The following is a 17732-nucleotide window of genomic DNA, read 5'->3' on the forward strand; positions in this document are numbered from 1 at the left end:
CATCCTCGACGAGCCCTCGATGGGGCTGTCGCCGATCATGGTGGACAAGATCTTCGAGGTCGTGAGCGACGTGCACGGCCAGGGCATGACGGTGCTGCTGGTGGAGCAGAACGCCAGCCGCGCGCTGGGCCTGGCCGACCGCGGCTACGTCATGGACTCCGGCGAGATCACCATGACCGGCGACGCCAGGCAGCTGCTCAACGACCCCAAGGTGCGCGCGGCGTACCTGGGCGAGTGAGCTGGCCGCGCGTCCGGGCCTTTTCAGGCTGGCGCGCTGTCCCTGACGACAAAAGGGCCGCATGCGCGGCCCTTTTGCTTGGGTCGGTCCGTGGCGGACCGCGGGCGCCTGGTCAGTCCACCTGCGCGCCCGAGGCCTTCACCACCTTCTCGTACTTCTTCAGCTCCGTTTGCACGAAGCGCCCGAAGGCTTCAGGCGTGGAGGGTGAGGGCTCGACCATGAGCGTGGCCATGCGGCTGCGCAGCTCGGGTGAGCCCAGTGCCTCGACGAAGGCCTTGTTCAGGCGCTGCGTCAGCTCGGCCGGCAGCCGCGCCGGGCCGAAGATGCCGAACCAGGTCCCCACATCGAACTGCCCCAGCCCCAGTGCCTGACCGCCCTCGGCGACGGTGGGCAGATCGGGCATGGCGGCGCTGCGCTTGGCCGTTGTCACGGCCAGCGCGCGCAGCCGGCCGCTCTTGATGTTGGCCGCGGCCGAGGCGAGGTTGTCGAAGGTGAGATCGACCTGGCCCGACAACAGCGCCAGCTGCGCCGCGTTGCCGCCGGCGTAGGGGATGTGGACCATGAACACGCCGGCCTGCGACTTGAACATCTCGCCGGCCAGGTGTCCGGCGCTGCCGTTGCCGCCCGAACCGTAATTGAGCTTGCCGGGATTGGCCTTGGCATAGGCCACGAGGTCGCGGACGCTGGCGATCTTCAGCCGTGCCGCAGTCTCGGCGTTCATCACCAGCACATTGGGCACCTGCGCCACCAGCGTCACGGGCGTGAAGTCGCGCAGCGGGTCGTAGGGCAGCCGGCGGTAGAGCCAAGGATTGATGGCATGCGTGGCCACCGCGCCCATCACGAGGCTGTGGCCGTCGGGAGCCGCCTTGGCGATTTGGTCGGCACCGATGTTGCCGCCGGCGCCGGGCCGGTTTTCCACCACCACCAGCCCCAGGCTGTCCTTGACGCGCTCGGCCAGGGCGCGCGCCACCGTGTCCAGCGGACCACCGGGCGGGTAGGGAACGATGAAACGGATCGGCCGTGCCGAAGGCTGCGCGTGCAGCGGCAGCGCGGCGGCGGCAAGGAGGCCCAGGGCGGTGCGGCGTCGCATCGGGCTCAATCCTCCTCGTGCTTGTCCGCCTCGCTGGTGAAGGCGTCGGCGTAGAACTCTTCGTCGGGCAGGCCGCAGCGGCTGGTGAAGTCGCGGTGCGCGGCCTCCACCATCACCGGCGCACCGCAGGCGTAGACCTGATGGCCCGAGAGGTCGGGCAGGTCGGTCATCACCACCTCGTGCACGAAGCCGGTGCGCCCGCTCCACTGGTCCTCGGGCAGCGGCTCACTGAGCACAGGGACATAGCGCAGCCAGGGCAGCTGGCTGGCGGCCTGCAGCGCCCAGTCGTGCATGTAGAGGTCGGCCTTGCGGCGGCAGCCCCAGTACAGCACGGCGGGGCGCGTGAGGCCCTTGGCCTGCATCTGCTCAATGATGGCCTTCACCGGGGCGAGGCCGGTGCCGCTGGCCAGCAGCACCATGGGCTTGTCGCTGTCCTCGCGCAGGAAAAAACTGCCGAAAGGCCCTTCGATGCGCAGGATGTCGCGCGGCTTGAGGGTGCTGAAGACCTGGTCGGTGAACAGCCCGCCGGGCATGTGGCGGATGTGCAGCTCCATCGTCGGCGGCGCGGAGGCCTCGATCGGGCCGGCATGCGGCGGATTCGCCATGCTGTAGCTGCGCCGTGCGCCGTCGCGCAGCAGGAACTCGATGTACTGCCCGGCGTGGTATTCGAAAGGCATGTTGGCCGGCAGTTGCAGCTTGAGCACCGCCACGTCAGGCGCGGGCTTGTCGATGCTGATGACGCGCACGGGCAGCTTGCGCACCGGGAACTCGCCGGCGCCGGGCACGCTGCGCGCCTCGATCACGCAGTTGCTCTGCGGCGTGGCGCAGCAGGTCAGGATCAGGCCCGCCGCCTCCTCGGCCTCCGACAGCGCCTTGTGCTGGTGCAGGCCGTGCGTGACCTGGCCCTCCAGCAGCTTGCTCTTGCAGGAGCCGCAGGCGCCGTCCTTGCAGCCGTAGGGCAGGCCGATGCCCTGACGGATGGCCGCGGCCAGGATGGTTTCGCCATCCACCTCGAAACTCAGCCCCGCGGGCTGCACGTCGATCTTGTAGCTCATGGTTGAAGGCCGCACGGCCCGTACACTGGCGCGCCGCCGCGGCTGCAGCAGGAAGAACAAAGGTGCGATTGTCGCCTGCCGGGCTGCCCTCACACCGCCGCGTGCCGTCTTCCGCGCTGTCGATCCGTCCCGCCATGAGCCTGCCCACTGCCTTCCGCCGTCCTGTCCTGTTGATCGTGGGCTGTGGTGACGTGGGCTTGCGCGTGGCGCGGCTGTTGGCCGGGCGCTGGCGCGTGCTGGCGCTGAGCAGCTCGCCGCAGCGCTTCGACACCCTGCGCGCCGCGGGCGTGCAGCCGCTCCATGGCAACCTGGACGACGCCGCCACGCTGGCCCGCCTGGCCGGGATGGCCGACGCGGTGCTGCACCTGGCGCCGCCGCCGGGCGAAGGGGAGGGCGATCCGCGCACGGCGCGGCTGCTGCAGGCGCTGTCACGGCGCCCGCGCGCACGGCGCCTGGTGTACGGCAGCACCACGGGTGTCTATGGCGACTGCGGCGGTGCCTGCTTCGACGAGACGCGCACGGTGCGCCCGGCCACCGCGCGCGCGCGCCGTCGCGTGCATGCCGAGGCCCAGGTGCGCGCCTGGGGACGGCGCTGCGGCGTGGCGGTGACGATCCTGCGCATCCCCGGCATCTATGCGCTGGACCGGCCCGGCGGCCATCCCGCCGAGCGGCTGCGGCGTGGCAGCCCGGTGCTGCGCACCGAGGACGACGTCTACACCAACCACATCCATGCCGACGATCTGGCGCGCGCCTGCGTCGCGGCGCTGCATCGCGGCGCGCCGCAGCGCGTGCTGCACGCCAGCGACGACACCGAGCTGCGCATGGGCGACTACTTCGACTTCGCCGCCGACCTGTTCGGCCTGCCGCGCCCGCCGCGCATCTCCCGTGAGGAAGCGCTGCAGCGGCTCTCGCCGCTGCAACTGAGCTTCATGGGCGAGTCGCGGCGGCTGGTGAACCGCCGGCTCAAGCGGGAGCTGCGGCTGGTGCTGCGCTATGCCACGGTGCGCGAGGGACTGCAGGGCGGCTAGATGCCTTCAGCCTTGCTCAGCGTGGTCATGCGGTCCACGCTGTGGAGCGTGAGGCGGTGCGGTTCACCTTCCCGGCGGATGTCCAGGGTAATGACGCGTTCGGGCTGTCCGCCGTTCCACAGCTGCTTCCACAACTGCTCCAGGGACTGCACCTGGGCGCCGTCGATGCGCTCGATGCGGTCACCCGGCTGCACCCCGGCCTCCTCGGCCGGGCTGTCGTCGTTCACGCGCAGCACCCGCACCTGGCCATCGCGCTCCATGCAGTTCAAGCCCAGCCAGGCACGGCGGCTGGCGACCGTGGTGCCGTTGTGGCGCAGCTCGGCCAGGATGGGTTTGAGCAGCTCCACCGGCACGAACATGTTGCCCGGCAGATGGGTGGGCGAGTCGTTGCCCAACGCGTCGGCCACCAGCAGCGAGCCCACGCCCAGCAGCTCACCTTCGGCGTTGAACACCGCGGCGCCGCTGTGGTCGGTGCGCGGCGGAGCGGTGAAGAGCGCCTGGTCGATCTGGTACTCCCAGTAGCCGGCAAAGGGACGCCGCGACACCAACTGCGCCAGGCTCACGGCGCCGTTGTCACCGCCGCTGACCACCATCAGCGGCTCGCCATGGCGCAACGCCGCGCTGTCACCCAACGGTACCGGCGCCAGCGGCAGCGGTGTGAGAGCCTGCAGCAGGCCAAAGCCGGTGGCGACGTCGTAGGCCACCACGCGCGCGGGCAGGCGGCGCTGGTCATCGAGCACCAGCTGCACCTGCTCGGCCTCGACGATGAGGTAGCCGATGGTCAGCACCAGCCCGTCGCTGTCGATCACCACGCCCGAGCCCTGGCGCTCGCGCCCTACCGAGGCGTTGGAGCGGGCGTCGGCCAGCCCCAATACCTCCACGCCCAGCACGGCGTCGCTGGCGCGGCGCAAGGCCTGGATGCGCGCCTGCTCCGACATCCCGCCGCTTTCCTCAGCGGCCTCGGGCGACGGTGCAATTGCCGCGGATGAAGCCTCCTGGGCCTGTGCCACGGTCCACACCCAGGCGCTGGCCAGCGCCATCACCAGCGTCAGCCACAGCCGCAATCGCGGAGCGGACAGAAAGTGGCGCAAGCGGCGCCGTGGCTGGGTGGTCAGCAGGGGAGAAGACATGGCGCACTCCCGGGAGGGACTGCCTGAACTCAGGCAATGCGCATGCCAAGGCCGCGCGGGCGCGCGACGGGACGAAAAGATGATGCAGCGCCGAATCCGGCGCGTCGTCAGCGGCGGCGGCCGAACGGTGTCTGGCCGCGCCAGTAGCGGATCATCAGGAAGCCGCCGAGCATGCCGCCGAGGTGGGCAAAGTGCGCGATGCCGCTGCCGCTGCCGCCCGACATGCCCATCAACAGCTCCAGCCCGCCGAACACCGCCACGAAGACCTTGGCCTTCATCGGGATGGGCGGGAAGAGCGGAATGATCGTGCGGTTGGGAAACATCATGCCGAAAGCCAGCAGCAGCCCGAACAGCGCGCCGGACGCGCCCACGGTAGGCGAGTACGAGCCAATGAGCTGGGTGAACAGCAGCTGCGCCACGGCCGCGCTCAGCACGCTGGCAATGAGGAAGTGCAGGTAGCGGCGGCTGCCCCACAGCCGCTCGATCTCGCTGCCGAACATCCACAGCCCCAGCATGTTGAAGAACAGGTGCATGACGCTGCCATGCAGGAACGCGTAGGTCAGCGGCTGCCAGGGCCAGAAGTTGCCACTGCGCAGCGGCCACAGCGCCAGCAACGACTCGAAGGGCACGGGCAGCAGCAAGCCGATGCAGAACATCCCCACGCAGGCGAGCATGAACGCTTTGGTGATGGGGGGCATCGAGGGCATGGCGGTACGGCAGCGCAGAACGTGCCGGGCGTCAGGTGCGGGAAGAGGCTGCCTGCAGCATCCGCGCGTGCGGATGGTGCGCCGGCGGCCGGCGAAGGCGGCGTTGCTGTCGCAACCATGCGTGGTGCCCGGGGCCGGACTCGAACCGGCACGCCTTGCGGCGGGGGATTTTGAATCCCCTGCGTCTACCGATTTCGCCACCCGGGCCGTGGGTGCGAAGCAGCGCTCGCGTATTGAAAGCGGATTATGTCATGGGCGCAGGCAGGTCCCGGGGGGCACTGCGACAATGGCGCATAAACGATTCCATTGCCTGCTCATGCCCTCGTACAAGACCCTCGAAGAGTTCATCGGCGACACGCCGCTGGTGAGGCTGCAGCGCCTCGAAGGCGCGATGCTGGCCGAGCGCAACAACATCCTGCTCGGCAAGCTCGAAGGCAACAACCCTGCCGGCTCGGTCAAGGACCGTCCCGCCATCAGCATGATCCGCCGCGCCGAGGAGCGCGGCCAGATCAAGCCCGGCGACACCCTCATCGAAGCCACCTCGGGCAACACCGGCATCGCGCTGGCCATGGCTGCGGCCATCCGCGGCTACCGCATGCTGCTGATCATGCCGGAGGACCTCTCCGTGGAGCGCGCGCAGACCATGAAGGCCTTTGGCGCCGAGCTCATCCTCACGCCGCGCAGCGGCGGCATGGAGTACGCCCGGGATCTGGCCGAGCAGATGCAGCGCGACGGCAAGGGCCTGGTGCTCGACCAGTTCGCCAATGCCGACAACCCGCGCATCCACTACGAGACCACCGGGCCGGAGATCTGGCGCGATACCGAGGGGCGCATCACGCACTTCGTCAGCGCCATGGGCACTACCGGCACCATCACCGGCGTGAGCCGCTACCTCAAGGAGCAAAACCCGGGCGTGCGCATCGTCGGCGCGCAGCCGTCGGAAGGTTCGCGCATCCCGGGCATTCGCAAATGGCCCGAGGCCTACCTGCCCAAGATCTACGACCCGTCGGCCGTGGACGAGCTGGTGTACGTGAGTCAGGCCGATGCCGAGGACATGGCCCGGCGCCTGGCGCGCGAAGAGGGCTTGTTCGCCGGCATCTCGGCGGCCGGCGCCTGCTGGGCGGCGCTGCAGATCGCGCGCACGGTGCGCGACGCCACCATCGTGTTCGTGGTGTGCGACCGCGGCGACCGCTATCTCTCCACCGGCGTGTTTCCGGCCTGAGCTGCTGAAGGATCAACCTCGATGCAAGTGGACAAGGAAATCGACACGCGCGGCCTGAACTGCCCGCTGCCCATCCTCAAGGCGAAGAAGGCCCTGGCCGAGATCGACAGCGGCCAGGTGCTCAAGGTGGTGGCCACCGACCCCGGGTCGGTGCGCGACTTCCAGGCCTTCGCGCGCCAGACCGGCCACGAGCTGGTGGAGCAGACCAGCAGCGGCGACGAGTTCGTGCACTGCCTGCGCAAGCGGTAGTCGGAAAGAAAAACACCCACGCCGTGGGCGTGGGTGTCTTCATCGGGCGCCACTGACCCGGCAGTGGCGGTGATGGATTACAGCGTCAGCTGCTTGAGGTAGCCGCGGAACCAGGTGCCGATTTCGGGATGCTCCAGCGCCAGCTCGACATTGGCCTTCAGGAAGCCTTCCTTGCTGCCGCAGTCGTAGCGCTTGCCCTGGTAGTTGTAGGCGAAAACCTTCTCGCGCCGCAGCAGCCCGGCAATGCCGTCGGTGAGCTGCAGCTCGCCGCCCACGCCCACGTTCTGGGTGCGGATCTCGTGGAACACGCCCGGGGTGAGGATGTAGCGCCCGGCCACGCCCAGCCGCGACGGGGCCTCCTCGGGCGCGGGCTTCTCGACGATGCGGGTGACTTCGGTCATGCGCTCGTTCACCGGCGTACCGGCCACGATGCCGTAGCGCTTGACGTAGGCCAGCGGCACCTCCTGCACGGCCAGGATGGAAGTACGCCACTCGGCGAACTGCTCCACCATCTGCTTGAGCACCGGCGTCTCGCCCACCATCAGGTCGTCCGCCAGCAGCACGGCGAAGGGCTCGTTGCCCACCAGCCGCTCGGCGCACAACACGGCATGGCCCAGGCCCAGGGATTGCGCCTGGCGCACGTAGATGCACTCCATGTCGGCGGGCTTGACGCTGCGCACCACGTCCAGCAGTTCCTGCTTGTTGGCCTGCTCCAGCGTCTTTTCCAGCTCGAAGCTCATGTCGAAGTGGTCTTCGATGGGGCGCTTGTGGCGCCCGGTGACGAAGATCATTTCGCGCACGCCGGCAGCGTAGGCCTCTTCCACCGCGTACTGGATCAGCGGCTTGTCCACCACCGGCATCATTTCCTTGGGTTGCGCCTTGGTCGCAGGCAGGAAGCGCGTACCCAAACCGGCAACCGGGAAAACGGCCTTCTTGATTTGCATCATGTGAATCGTGGCTCCATCACGTGGTGATGACCGATTCTGGCACGGGCTTCTGCCGTAACTGGCTGTTGCAGGCCGCCTGGAGCCGGGGTCCCGGAGGAGCCTGAGAGAGGACCCTTGTCAGGCCCCCGTCATCTTCCCGGGTCTGATTTCGCTCAAGCCGCGGGCAGCCGCGCCAGCTGCTGCTGCAGGCGCTCCAGGTTCTGGCTGAAGTCGGCCACGCGCTGGCGCTCCTGGGCCACCACGGCGGCAGGGGCGCGGGCCACGAAGCTCTCGTTGCCCAGCTTGGCGTTGGCCTTGGCGATCTCGCCTTCCAGCCGTGCCACTTCCTTGGACAGCCGCGCGCGCTCGGCCGCGACGTCGATCTCGACGTGCAGCGCCAGCCGGATCTCGCCCTGCACCGCCACCGGCGCCATCTGTGTGGCCTGCGCGAAAGCCGCCTCGTCGGCGAAGACGCGCACCTCCGACACCTTGGCCAGCGCCTTGAGCACCGGCGCGGCGACGTTGACGAAGCCCTCGTCGCCAAAGGTGTAGAGCGGTACGCGCTCGGCGGGCGAGAGGTTCATCTCGCCGCGCAGGTTGCGGCAGCTGCCCACCAGCGCCTTGAGCTTGGCGACCCAGGCGTCGGCCTGCGGGTCCACGCGCTCCAGCTGCGGCCGGGGGTAGGCCGCGGTGACGAGGCTCTGCCCGTCGCCGGCCACCTTGCGGCCGGCCACCGGCGCCACGCGTTCCCATAGCTCGGCGGTGATGAAGGGTGTGATCGGGTGCAGCAGGCGCAGCACCGTCTCCAGCACGCGGATGAGCGTGCGGCGCGTGGCGCGCTGCTGCTCGGCCGTGCCGGTCTGGATCTGCACCTTGGCAATCTCCAGGTACCAGTCGCAGTACTCGTCCCAGACGAAGGAGTAGATGGCGTTGGCGACGTTGTCGAGCCGGTACTCGGCAAAGCCCTGCTCGACCGCCGCCTCCACGCGCTGCAGCTCGCCGCTGATCCAGCGGTCCGCCGGCGAGAAGTCGAGGTAGCCGCCGGGCACGCATTCCTGCGCGCCATGCTCGGCCAAGCCGCAGTCCTGGCCCTCGCAGTTCATGAGCACGAAGCGCGTGGCGTTCCAGAGCTTGTTGCAGAAGTTGCGGTAGCCCTCGCAACGCTTGGAGTCGAAGTTGATGTTGCGGCCCAGGCTGGCCAGCGCGGCGAAGGTGAAGCGCAGCGCGTCAGCGCCGTAGCCGGGGATGCCCTCGGGGAACTCCTTCTGCGTGTCCTTGCGCACGCGCGGCGCGGTCTCGGGCTTGCGCAACCCGGTGCTGCGCTTGGCCAGCAGCGGCTCCAGCGCGATGCCGTCGATGAGGTCCACCGGGTCGAGCACGTTGCCCTCGGACTTGCTCATCTTCTTGCCCTGCGCGTCGCGCACCAGGCCGTGGATGTAGACGTGGCGGAAGGGCACCTGGCCGGTGAAGTGCACCGTCATCATGATCATCCGGGCCACCCAGAAGAAGATGATGTCGAAGCCCGTGACCAGCACGGAAGAGGGCAGGAACAGGTCCAGCTCCTGCGTCTTCTCCGGCCAGCCCAGGCTGGAGAAGGGCACCAGCGCCGAGGAGTACCAGGTGTCGAGCACGTCCTCGTCGCGGGTGAGCTCGCCGCGGTAGCCGGCGGCCTCGGCCCGGGCGCGGGCCTCCTCCTCGCTGCGCGCGACGAAGATTTCGCCGCCGCTGCCGTACCAGGCCGGGATCTGATGGCCCCACCACAGCTGGCGGCTGATGCACCAGTCCTGGATGTTCTTCATCCACTGGTGGTAGGTGTTGATCCACTGCTCGGGCACGAACTTCACCGAGCCGTCATCAACGACTTGGATGGCCTTTTCGGCGATCGACTTGCCGTCGGCGCCGGGCTTGGTCATGGCCACGAACCACTGGTCGGTGAGCATGGGCTCGACGACCTGGCCGGTGCGCGCGCAACGCGGCACCATCAGCTTGTGCTTCTTGACCTCGGCCAGCAGCCCCTGTTCCTCCAGGTCGGCCACGATGGTCTTGCGCGCCTCGAAGCGGTCCAGGCCGCGGTAGGCCTCGGGCGCCTGCTCGTTGAGGCTGGCATCGAGCGTGAAGATGCTGATCATCGGCAGGCCATGGCGCTGGCCCACCGCGTAGTCATTGACGTCGTGCGCGGGCGTGACCTTCACCACGCCGGTGCCGAACTCGCGGTCCACGTACTCGTCGGCGATCACGGGGATGGTGCGGCCCGTCAGCGGCAGCGCCACCTGCTTGCCGATGAGCGCCTGGTAGCGCTCGTCCTGCGGATGCACCATCACCGCCACGTCGCCCAGCATGGTCTCGGGGCGGGTGGTGGCCACCACCAGCTCACCGGAGCCGTCGGCCAGCGGGTAGCGGATGTGCCACAGCGAGCCGTCCTCTTCCTCGCTCTCCACCTCCAGATCCGACACGGCGGACTTGAGCACCGGGTCCCAGTTGACCAGGCGCTTGCCGCGGTAGATCAGCCCCTCCTCGTACAGCCGCACGAAGGTCTCGGTGACGACCTTCGAGAGCTTCTCGTCCATCGTGAAGTACTCGTGGGGCCAGCTCACGCTGTCGCCCATGCGGCGCATCTGCTGCGTGATGGTGGAGCCGCTCTGTTCCTTCCACTCCCACACCCGCGCCACGAAGTTCTTGCGGCCGAGCTCGTGGCGGCTGATGCCCTTTTCCTGGAGCTGGCGCTCCACCACGATCTGCGTGGCGATGCCCGCGTGGTCCGTGCCCGGCACCCACAGCGTGTTGAAGCCGCGCATGCGGTGGTAGCGCGTGAGCGAATCCATGATCGTCTGGTTGAACGCATGGCCCATGTGCAGCGTGCCCGTGACGTTGGGCGGGGGCAGCTGGATGCTGAAGGACGGCTTGGCCGGGTCCAGCGTCGGCTCGTAGGCACCGCTCTTTTCCCACAGCGGGCCCCAGTGGGCCTCGATGGCGGCGGGCTCGAAGGATTTGGCGAGTTCGGTCATGGCGGAAGCAAAGGCACGCCGGCGCGCTGGAAGCGCGTTGCGCGCCGGCGCCGTCAGGGTTCATAGGGGGGTGCGGGATTGTAGGGTGCGCCCCAGGGGCCTCCTGCGGGCGCTCGGATTGCCCCGCGGGCGGACGCGCCGGGGTTCACGAACCAAGGCCGCTCCCGGCGCGCGCCGCCTTTGTGCCACCCACCGATGAGCCGATGAAACCGCCCAAGCCCTTGCATCCCATCCTCTGCGCCGCCCTGCTCGGCGGCGCCGTCACCGCGGCCCCGGCGGCCGAGCCGCTGTGGGAGCTGGGCGCGGGGGGCACCGTGCTGCAGCTGCCTCATTACCGCGGCTCGGACCAGTCGCACACCTGGCTGCTGCCGCTGCCCTACGTGGTCTACCGCGGCCCTGTGCTGCGCGCCGATCGCGAGGGCGCGCGGGCGCTGCTGTGGAACACGCAGCGGCTGGATATCGACCTCAGCCTGGCCGGCACCCCGCCGAACCGCAGCCGCGACAACGAGGCCCGGCGCGGCATGGCGGACCTGCCCACCATCGTCGAGCTGGGACCCAACCTCAACTGGAACGTGGCGCAGGGCGAGCGCTGGCGGCTGGACTTGCGGCTGCCCGTGCGTGCGGCGCTGGGGCTGGGCTCGGAAGGCGGCTTCAAGGGCTGGGTGGCGACGCCGCAGCTGCGCCTGTCGCTGCCCGAGGCGCGCGGCTGGCGCGTGGCGCTGTCGGCGGCGGCCGTGGCGCAGAACCGGCGCTACAACGAGGTGTTCTATGGCGTGCCGGCCGCCAACGCCGCGCCCGGGCGGCCGGCCTACCAGCCCGGCGGCGGCATGGCGGGCGGCTACCTGATGAGCACGGCGACGCGGCGCCTGGGCCCGTGGTGGCTAGGCGGCTTCGTGCGCTGGGACACGCTGCGCGGTGCCAGCTTCCTCGACAGCCCGCTGGTGCGCCAGCGCGAGCACTGGTCGGCGGGCGTGGCGCTGACCTATGTCTTCGCCAGCTCCTCGCGCCCGGGCGAGGAGGACTGAAGTCAACGGCGCAGAGCAGCGCGGGATTGGCCAGTCTGACTGGATAGTGGCCGCACTATATGCGGCTATTGTTCGGATTTTCTGAGCAATCCAGGGCTACATCAGCCCTGGACCGCGCTGGGCAGGGCACGGCCGTCGCCGTCGCCCGTGCCGGGCTCACATCAGCAGGTGCTCGCCCGCGTTCTCGCCGCCGAGGATGACGTAGTTCACCTTGCGCAGGTCGCGCAGCTCGCGCCCGCCGGCGTAGGAGATGGAGCTCTGCAGGTCCTCGCGCATCTCGCGCAGCGTGTCGGCGAGCTTGCCCTTGACCGGTTCCAGGATGCGCTTGCCCTCGACGTGCTTGTACTCGCCCTTGTTGAAGTCCGAGGCCGAGCCGTAGTACTCCTTGTAGAGCTGGCCATCGACCTCGACCGTGCGCCCCGGGCTTTCCTCGTGGCCGGCGAAGAGCGAGCCCACCATCACCATCGCGGCGCCGAAGCGCACGCTCTTGGCGATGTCGCCGTGGTGGCGGATGCCGCCGTCGGCAATGATGGGCTTCGTCGCCACGCGCGCGCACCACTTCAGCGCCGAGAGCTGCCAGCCGCCGGTGCCGAAGCCCGTCTTCAGCCGCGTGATGCAGACCTTGCCCGGGCCGATGCCGACCTTGGTGGCGTCGGCGCCCCAGTTCTCCAGGTCGATCACGGCCTCGGGCGTGCCCACGTTGCCGGCGATCACGAAGGCCTGCGGCAGCTTCTGCTTGATGTAGCCGATCATGCGCTGGACGCTGTCGGCATGGCCGTGGGCGATGTCGATGGTGATGTAGTCGGCGCCCACGCCTTCGGCGGCCAGGCGGTCGATGGCGGCGCGGTCGGCCTCCTTCACGCCCGAGCTGATCGAGACGAGCAGCCCCTGCTCGCGCATCGAGCGCGCGAAGGCGACGTTGTCGAGGTCGAAGCGGTGCATGACGTAGAAATAGCCCTCGCGCGCCAGCCCGGCGGCGATGCGCTCGTCGACGACCGTCTTCATGTTGGCCGGCACCACCGGCAGCTTGAAGCGGTGCGGGCCGAACTGCACCGAGGTGTCGCACTCGCTGCGGCTTTCCACGCGGCAGCGGCGCGGCAGCAACAGCACGTTGTCGTAATCAAAGATGTCCAAAGCTGGCTCCAGATGAAGGTCTAGAGGCGGCGCGTTGTGGCAGTGCGCGGCCCAATGGCTGCGAGCGCTTGACCTGGAGCCCGGCTGTCCCGCGAAGCCGTCAGCAAGGACGGTGCGGGCACAAAAAACCGGGCTCCAAAAATTTGGGCCCGGTGGCGCATTCTACGCAGGGGCGGCGTCGGGGCCGGGCGGCAATGCCCCGGCGCCGAGCAGGGCCGCGAGGTCGGCGCTGGAGTGCTGGCCGATGGCCTGGCCCTGCTGCGCCAGCCACGCCTGGGCCTGCGCGCGGCCACGGTCGCGCAGCGTCTCCAGGAAGGGGCGGTGCGGGATCAGCTTGGTGTGCAGTGGCAGCCCGGCGAGCTGCTCGTCGGCCTCGATCACGTGCACCCGCAGCGCGGCCACGCGGCGGCGCCAGCCCCAGCCGCGCCACGCGCCCTGGCGCGCCAGCGTCTGCAACTGCAGCAGCCAGCGCAGCTCGTGCAGGAAGCAGGCGTTGAAGCCGATCTCCAGCGCGCGCTGCTGGATGCGCGACGCGGTGCGCGGCAGCTCGCCGAAGACGCGCGGATTGAGGGTGACGATGAGCAGGTCCGGCGCCGTGCCCTCGCACACCAGCGGCAGCAGCGCGGGGTTGGCGGCGTAGCCGCCGTCCCAATACGGCTCGCCGTCGATCTCCACCGCCTGCATCACCATCGGCAGGCAGGCCGAGGCCAGCGCCGCCTCCACGCTGAGCTCGTGGCGGCGGAACAGCCGCAGCTGCCCGGTGTTGGCATTGGTGGCGGCGATGAAGAGCTGCGGCCCGCGGCTGGCGCGCAGCCGCTCGAAGTCGATCTGCGACTCCAGCAGCCCGCGCAGCGGATTGAGGTTGAGCGGATTGAGCGCGTAGGGCGAGAGCAGCCGCGTCCACTGCAGCAGCGCCTGCGCGGCCGGGTGCAGGCTGGGCACCTCGTCGTCGCTGCGCGCCGGGCGGATGGCGCCGGCGGGCATCTGCTGGCTCACGGCATGCCAGAAGCGGTGCAGCGCCTCGCGCGCGCCCGCGGGGCCGCCGTCGAGCAGCCCATGCGCCAGCACGATGGCGTTCATGGCGCCGGCGCTGGTGCCGCTGAGCGCCTCGATGCGCAGGTCGTCGCGCTGCAGCAGCTCGTCGAGCACGCCCCAGGTGAAGGCGCCGTGCGCGCCGCCGCCCTGCAGGGCGAGCGCGACCGGGCGCTGCGCCGCGCCGCGCAGCCAGGGCCAGAGCCGGGGGCTCAACGCCGTTCCTTGCGCTCGGCCACGGCGCTGAGGAAGTCCAGCAGGATCGGGTCGCCTCCGAGCCGGCGCGGGTCGGGCGCGTCACCGGCCATGAACTCCGGGTGCCACTGCATGCCGAAGACGTAGCTGGAGCCGCGCCAGCGCACCGCCTCCACCACGCCGTCGGGCACGCCGCGGGCTTCGACCACGAGGTCTTCACCCAGGTCCTTCACCGCCTGGTGGTGGATGGAATTGACTTCGCCGTGCGTGGCGCCGCCGTAGAGCTGCGACAGCCGTGAGCCCGGGGTGAGCTCGATGTCGTGGAACTGCTGGTCGTAGCGCATGAGGTCGCGGTGGCCGATGGCCTCGGGCAGTTGCGTGGGGATGTCCTGGTACAGCGTACCGCCCAGCGCCACGTTGATGAGCTGGCAGCCGCGGCAGATGCCGATCACGGGCTTGCCGGCGGCAAGGAAGGCACGAAAGAGTTCGATCTCGTAACGGTCGCGAATGCGGTCACCGGTCCAGTCCGCGTGCATCGGGTCCTCGCCGTAGCTGCGCGGCGAGACGTCGTTGCCGCCCTGCAGCACCAGCCCGTCGAGCTGCCGGGCGTAGTCGGCCAGGTTGACCTCGCGCGGCTGCAGCAGCCCTTCGCGCTCGATGGCCGGGATCATCAGCGCCAGCACATGCGGCTTGAGGACCCAGTGGGCGACGGACTGCTCCAGGTAATGCAGCGTGCGGGTGAAGACGCCGCCGGTGTCGGCCACCGGGGCCTGCGGGTAGTAGATGCGGGCGGAAATGCCGATGAGCAGGGGAGCCATGGCCTGGAAGGAGCGAATGCGGTGCCTGGGCCGCACCCCCGTGGAGCGGGGGGCAGCTCCTAAAATGCCCCATGGGTTCCCCGTCGATCAATGAAACCGCGCCGGCCGCCGCAGGGCCGGCCGTGCCGAACGCGCTGCTGCGCCACCTCAATCCCGAACAGCTCGCCGCCGTGACGCTGCCGGCCCAGCCGGCGCTGATCCTGGCCGGCGCGGGCTCGGGCAAGACCCGCGTGCTGACCACGCGCATCGCCTGGCTGCTGCAGACGGGCCAGGTCTCGCCCGGCGGGCTGCTGGCCGTGACCTTCACCAACAAGGCCGCCAAGGAAATGATGGCGCGCCTCTCGGCGCTGCTGCCCTTGAGCGTGCGCGGCATGTGGATCGGCACCTTCCACGGCCTGTGCAACCGGCTGCTGCGCGCGCACTGGAAGCAGGCCGGGCTGCCCTCGGGCTTTCAGATCCTGGACGCGGCGGACTCGGTGTCCGCGGTGAAACGCGTCATCAAGGCCATGAAGCTGGACGAGGAGCGCTTCGTCCCGAAGCAGGTGAGCTGGTTCATCGCCGCCTGCAAGGAGGAAGGCAAGCGCCCCGCCGACGTGGAGCAGCGCGACCCGCACACGCGCCAGCTCGCGCTCATCTACCAGGCCTACGAGGAGCAGTGCCAGCGCGAGGGCGTGGTGGACTTCGCCGAGCTGATGCTGCGCAGCTACGAGCTGCTGCGCGACCACGAGGCGCTGGCGGTGCACTACCGGCAGCGCTTCCGCCACGTGCTGGTGGACGAGTTCCAGGACACCAACCGGCTGCAGTACGCGTGGCTGAAGATGCTCGCGCCCCCGGGCGGCGGGCAGAGCGTGTTCGCCGTGGGCGACGACGACCAGTCCATCTACGGCTTCCGCGGCGCGCGCGTGGGCAACATGGCCGACTTCGAGCGCGAGTACCGCGTGCAGAGCGTCGTCAAGCTGGAGCACAACTACCGCAGCTACGGGAACATCCTCGACGCCGCCAACGGGCTGATCGCGCGCAACAGCCGCCGCCTGGGCAAGAACCTGCGCACCGAGGCCGGCCCCGGCGAGCCGGTGCGCGTGCACGAGAGCGTGAGCGACCACGCCGAGGCGCAGTGGATCGTCGAGGAAGCGCAGCTGCTGCACCGCGGCGGGCTGCCGCGCAGCGAGATCGCCATCCTCTACCGCTCCAACGCGCAGAGCCGGGTGCTGGAGAGCGCGCTGTTCAACGCCGGCATCCCGTACCGCGTCTATGGCGGCCTGCGCTTCTTCGAGCGCGCGGAGGTCAAGCACGCGCTGGCCTACCTGCGCCTCGTCGAGAACCCGCATGACGACACCAGCTTCCTGCGCGTCGTGAACTTCCCGGCGCGGGGCATCGGCGCGCGCAGCATCGAGCAGCTCACCGACGCCGCGCGCGCCAGCGGGCGCAGCCTGCACCAGAGCGTGGGCGCGGTCACGGGCCGGGCGGGCACCAACCTGGCGGCCTTCAACGACCTGATCCTGCGCCTGCGCGAGCGGACCAAGGGCCTGACGCTGCGCGAGATCATCAGCCGCATGCTCGACGCCAGCGGGCTGCTCGATTTCTACCGCGCCGACAAGGACGGCCAGGAGCGCATCGAGAACCTGGAGGAACTGGTCAACGCCGCCGAGGCCTTCGTCACCCAGGAAGGCTTTGGCAAGGAAGTGGTGGCGCTGCCGGTGGACGAGCTGCGGCCCGAGGACGCGCCGGCCATCGGCGCGGAGCTGCTGCCCGATGCCGAGACCGGCGAGATCGTCAGCCCGCTGGCGGCCTTCCTCAACCACGCTTCGCTGGAGGCGGGCGACAACCAGGCGCAGGCCGGCTCGGACGCGATCCAGCTCATGACGGTGCACTCGGCCAAGGGCCTGGAGTTCGACGCCGTGTTCATCACCGGGCTGGAGGAGGGGCTGTTCCCGCACGAGAACTCGCTGTCCGACGCCGACGGGCTGGAGGAGGAGCGGCGCCTGATGTACGTAGCCATCACGCGCGCCCGCAAGCGCCTGTACCTGAGCTTCAGCCAGACGCGGCTGCTGCACGGGCAGACCCGCTACAACGTCAAGAGCCGCTTCTTCGATGAGCTGCCCGAGGGCGCGCTCAAGTGGATCACGCCGCGCACGGGCTTCCAGGGCGCCATGGCCTTCACGCCGCGGCAGGCGTGGCAGCAGGCGGCCGGGTCGCCGTTCCAGGCGCGCAAGGAGCCCGCGCCGCCGCCGCTGGTGCCCAAGGCCGCGCCTTCGCACGGGCTGTCGGTGGGCAAGGCGGTGTTCCACAACCGCTTCGGCGAGGGCGTGGTGGTGACGCTGGAGGGCAGCGGCGAGGACACCCGCGCCGAGGTCAACTTCGGCCGCCACGGCCGCAAGTGGCTGGCGCTGTCGGTGGCCAAGCTCACGCCGATCGACTGAAGGGCTGCGGCCTGGGTTGCTGCCCGGGCCGCTTCCATGCGCAGCGGGGCAATTGTTTCCTGCCGGTTTACGGCTGGGTCACTCGGTTGCCCTGGGTGAGAAAGCTGTCTCCCTTGGACTGACAATCCGCGCCGGCTTGGCTGGTGTGGCTGTTGCTTCAGCCATGCCCGGGTGTGCGGGTCACTCGTCCTCGTCGTCGCCGATGGCGTCCACGCTCTTCTCGATGACCTTGCCGGTCACGGAGATGCCGGTGCTGACCACGGCGCCGGTGACGGCGATGGCCGCCCCGGCGGCGGCGCCGGCCACCGTCACCACGGCGCAGCCGGAGAGCAGCAGCGGGGCGGCGAGCAGGGCGAGGAGCAGGGGGCGGATCTTCATGGGGCGCGATTGTGGGGGGTGGGGGGGCGGCCGCCGGCCCGGGGGCGTTCACGGGACGGTCATGGGTGTGACATGCGGCC

Annotated in this window: 15 protein-coding genes, 1 tRNA gene and 1 pseudogene; 6 read left to right on the top strand and 11 right to left on the bottom strand. The window is 69.8% G+C overall.

The window, feature by feature from the left end; all coding sequences use genetic code 11:
• Positions 1 to 238: pseudogene (locus HHL10_RS03105) on the top strand (ABC transporter ATP-binding protein); the annotation flags it as partial.
• 112 nt (positions 239 to 350) lie between these two features.
• Here the strand turns inward: HHL10_RS03105 and HHL10_RS03110 are convergent.
• Positions 351 to 1328, bottom strand: a complete 978-nt coding sequence (locus HHL10_RS03110; protein WP_169158902.1) for a Bug family tripartite tricarboxylate transporter substrate binding protein — start codon at positions 1326 to 1328, stop codon at positions 351 to 353.
• A gap of 5 nt (positions 1329 to 1333) precedes the next feature.
• Complete coding sequence (locus tag HHL10_RS03115; RefSeq protein WP_169158903.1) at positions 1334 to 2383, bottom strand: CDP-6-deoxy-delta-3,4-glucoseen reductase; 1050 nt, start codon at positions 2381 to 2383, stop codon at positions 1334 to 1336.
• A gap of 134 nt (positions 2384 to 2517) precedes the next feature.
• Here HHL10_RS03115 and HHL10_RS03120 point away from each other — a divergent pair, with 134 nt between their 5' ends.
• Entirely contained in the window at positions 2518 to 3411 is an 894-nt protein-coding gene (locus HHL10_RS03120; RefSeq protein ID WP_169159294.1) for an SDR family oxidoreductase, read from the top strand.
• On the opposite strand, the gene HHL10_RS03125 is transcribed toward HHL10_RS03120, so the two are convergent.
• The 3 genes from HHL10_RS03125 to HHL10_RS03135 form a co-directional block, all read right to left on the bottom strand.
• Complete coding sequence (locus HHL10_RS03125) at positions 3408 to 4541, bottom strand: S1C family serine protease (protein ID WP_235971059.1); 1134 nt, start codon at positions 4539 to 4541, stop codon at positions 3408 to 3410. The genes HHL10_RS03120 and HHL10_RS03125 overlap by 4 nt on opposite strands.
• 107 nt (positions 4542 to 4648) lie before the next feature.
• Positions 4649 to 5248, bottom strand: coding sequence for a rhomboid family intramembrane serine protease (locus tag HHL10_RS03130; RefSeq protein ID WP_169158904.1), 600 nt, complete (start codon positions 5246 to 5248; stop codon positions 4649 to 4651).
• Positions 5249 to 5370: 122 nt separating this feature from the next.
• Positions 5371 to 5455: transfer RNA gene (locus HHL10_RS03135), tRNA-Leu, on the bottom strand.
• 109 nt (positions 5456 to 5564) lie between these two features.
• Between HHL10_RS03135 and cysM the strand changes: the two genes are divergently transcribed.
• Complete coding sequence (gene cysM / locus HHL10_RS03140; RefSeq protein WP_169158905.1) at positions 5565 to 6470, top strand: cysteine synthase CysM; 906 nt, start codon at positions 5565 to 5567, stop codon at positions 6468 to 6470.
• A gap of 21 nt (positions 6471 to 6491) precedes the next feature.
• The gene (locus HHL10_RS03145) at positions 6492 to 6719 is read left to right on the top strand and encodes a sulfurtransferase TusA family protein (RefSeq protein ID WP_157268095.1); all 228 of its coding nucleotides are present in this window, start codon (positions 6492 to 6494) and stop codon (positions 6717 to 6719) included.
• A gap of 77 nt (positions 6720 to 6796) precedes the next feature.
• Here HHL10_RS03145 and galU read toward each other — a convergent pair whose 3' ends face one another.
• Positions 6797 to 7663 carry a UTP--glucose-1-phosphate uridylyltransferase GalU gene (gene galU, locus HHL10_RS03150; RefSeq protein ID WP_169159296.1) on the bottom strand — a complete coding sequence of 289 codons (867 nt, stop codon included), beginning with the start codon at positions 7661 to 7663 and terminating at the stop codon, positions 6797 to 6799.
• A 155-nt stretch (positions 7664 to 7818) separates the two neighbouring features.
• Positions 7819 to 10650: a valine--tRNA ligase gene (locus HHL10_RS03155; protein ID WP_169158906.1), complete on the bottom strand. Its 2832-nt coding sequence runs from the start codon at positions 10648 to 10650 to the stop codon at positions 7819 to 7821.
• 203 nt (positions 10651 to 10853) lie between these two features.
• Here HHL10_RS03155 and HHL10_RS03160 point away from each other — a divergent pair, with 203 nt between their 5' ends.
• Positions 10854 to 11675 carry a MipA/OmpV family protein gene (locus HHL10_RS03160; RefSeq protein ID WP_169158907.1) on the top strand — a complete coding sequence of 274 codons (822 nt, stop codon included), beginning with the start codon at positions 10854 to 10856 and terminating at the stop codon, positions 11673 to 11675.
• A 156-nt stretch (positions 11676 to 11831) separates the two neighbouring features.
• Here the strand turns inward: HHL10_RS03160 and HHL10_RS03165 are convergent, their stop codons facing one another.
• The 3 genes from HHL10_RS03165 to HHL10_RS03175 form a co-directional block, all read right to left on the bottom strand.
• Positions 11832 to 12809, bottom strand: coding sequence for a GMP reductase (locus tag HHL10_RS03165; protein WP_169158908.1), 978 nt, complete (start codon positions 12807 to 12809; stop codon positions 11832 to 11834).
• Between the two features lie 162 nt (positions 12810 to 12971).
• Positions 12972 to 14057, bottom strand: a complete 1086-nt coding sequence (locus tag HHL10_RS03170) for a patatin-like phospholipase family protein (RefSeq protein ID WP_205832897.1) — start codon at positions 14055 to 14057, stop codon at positions 12972 to 12974.
• On the bottom strand, positions 14054 to 14854 hold the full coding sequence (locus tag HHL10_RS03175; protein WP_169158909.1) for a gamma-glutamyl-gamma-aminobutyrate hydrolase family protein: 801 nt from the start codon (positions 14852 to 14854) through the stop codon (positions 14054 to 14056). The genes HHL10_RS03170 and HHL10_RS03175 overlap by 4 nt, the downstream gene beginning before the upstream one ends.
• Positions 14855 to 14925: 71 nt before the next feature.
• Here HHL10_RS03175 and HHL10_RS03180 point away from each other — a divergent pair, with 71 nt between their 5' ends.
• The gene (locus HHL10_RS03180; RefSeq protein ID WP_169158910.1) at positions 14926 to 17274 is read left to right on the top strand and encodes a UvrD-helicase domain-containing protein; all 2349 of its coding nucleotides are present in this window, start codon (positions 14926 to 14928) and stop codon (positions 17272 to 17274) included.
• A 180-nt stretch (positions 17275 to 17454) separates the two neighbouring features.
• On the opposite strand, the gene HHL10_RS03185 is transcribed toward HHL10_RS03180, so the two are convergent.
• Positions 17455 to 17652: a hypothetical protein gene (locus tag HHL10_RS03185; protein ID WP_169158911.1), complete on the bottom strand. Its 198-nt coding sequence runs from the start codon at positions 17650 to 17652 to the stop codon at positions 17455 to 17457.
• Between the last annotated feature and the right edge of the window lie 80 nt (positions 17653 to 17732).

Origin of the sequence: Azohydromonas caseinilytica, from assembly GCF_012927045.1 — a bacterium.
Taxonomy (GTDB): Bacteria; Pseudomonadota; Gammaproteobacteria; order Burkholderiales; family Burkholderiaceae_C; genus Azohydromonas; species Azohydromonas caseinilytica.

Coding starts and splice junctions, on each gene's coding strand:
- galU (WP_169159296.1), bottom strand. CDS start 7,663: ATGCAAATCAAGAAGGCCGTTTTCCCGGTTGCCGGTTTGGGTACGCGC.
- HHL10_RS03185 (WP_169158911.1), bottom strand. CDS start 17,652: ATGAAGATCCGCCCCCTGCTCCTCGCCCTGCTCGCCGCCCCGCTGCTG.
- HHL10_RS03145 (WP_157268095.1), top strand. CDS start 6,492: ATGCAAGTGGACAAGGAAATCGACACGCGCGGCCTGAACTGCCCGCTG.
- HHL10_RS03175 (WP_169158909.1), bottom strand. CDS start 14,854: ATGGCTCCCCTGCTCATCGGCATTTCCGCCCGCATCTACTACCCGCAG.
- cysM (WP_169158905.1), top strand. CDS start 5,565: ATGCCCTCGTACAAGACCCTCGAAGAGTTCATCGGCGACACGCCGCTG.
- HHL10_RS03120 (WP_169159294.1), top strand. CDS start 2,518: ATGAGCCTGCCCACTGCCTTCCGCCGTCCTGTCCTGTTGATCGTGGGC.
- HHL10_RS03110 (WP_169158902.1), bottom strand. CDS start 1,328: ATGCGACGCCGCACCGCCCTGGGCCTCCTTGCCGCCGCCGCGCTGCCG.
- HHL10_RS03115 (WP_169158903.1), bottom strand. CDS start 2,383: ATGAGCTACAAGATCGACGTGCAGCCCGCGGGGCTGAGTTTCGAGGTG.
- HHL10_RS03125 (WP_235971059.1), bottom strand. CDS start 4,541: ATGTCTTCTCCCCTGCTGACCACCCAGCCACGGCGCCGCTTGCGCCAC.
- HHL10_RS03180 (WP_169158910.1), top strand. CDS start 14,926: ATGGGTTCCCCGTCGATCAATGAAACCGCGCCGGCCGCCGCAGGGCCG.
- HHL10_RS03130 (WP_169158904.1), bottom strand. CDS start 5,248: ATGCCCTCGATGCCCCCCATCACCAAAGCGTTCATGCTCGCCTGCGTG.
- HHL10_RS03160 (WP_169158907.1), top strand. CDS start 10,854: ATGAAACCGCCCAAGCCCTTGCATCCCATCCTCTGCGCCGCCCTGCTC.
- HHL10_RS03155 (WP_169158906.1), bottom strand. CDS start 10,650: ATGACCGAACTCGCCAAATCCTTCGAGCCCGCCGCCATCGAGGCCCAC.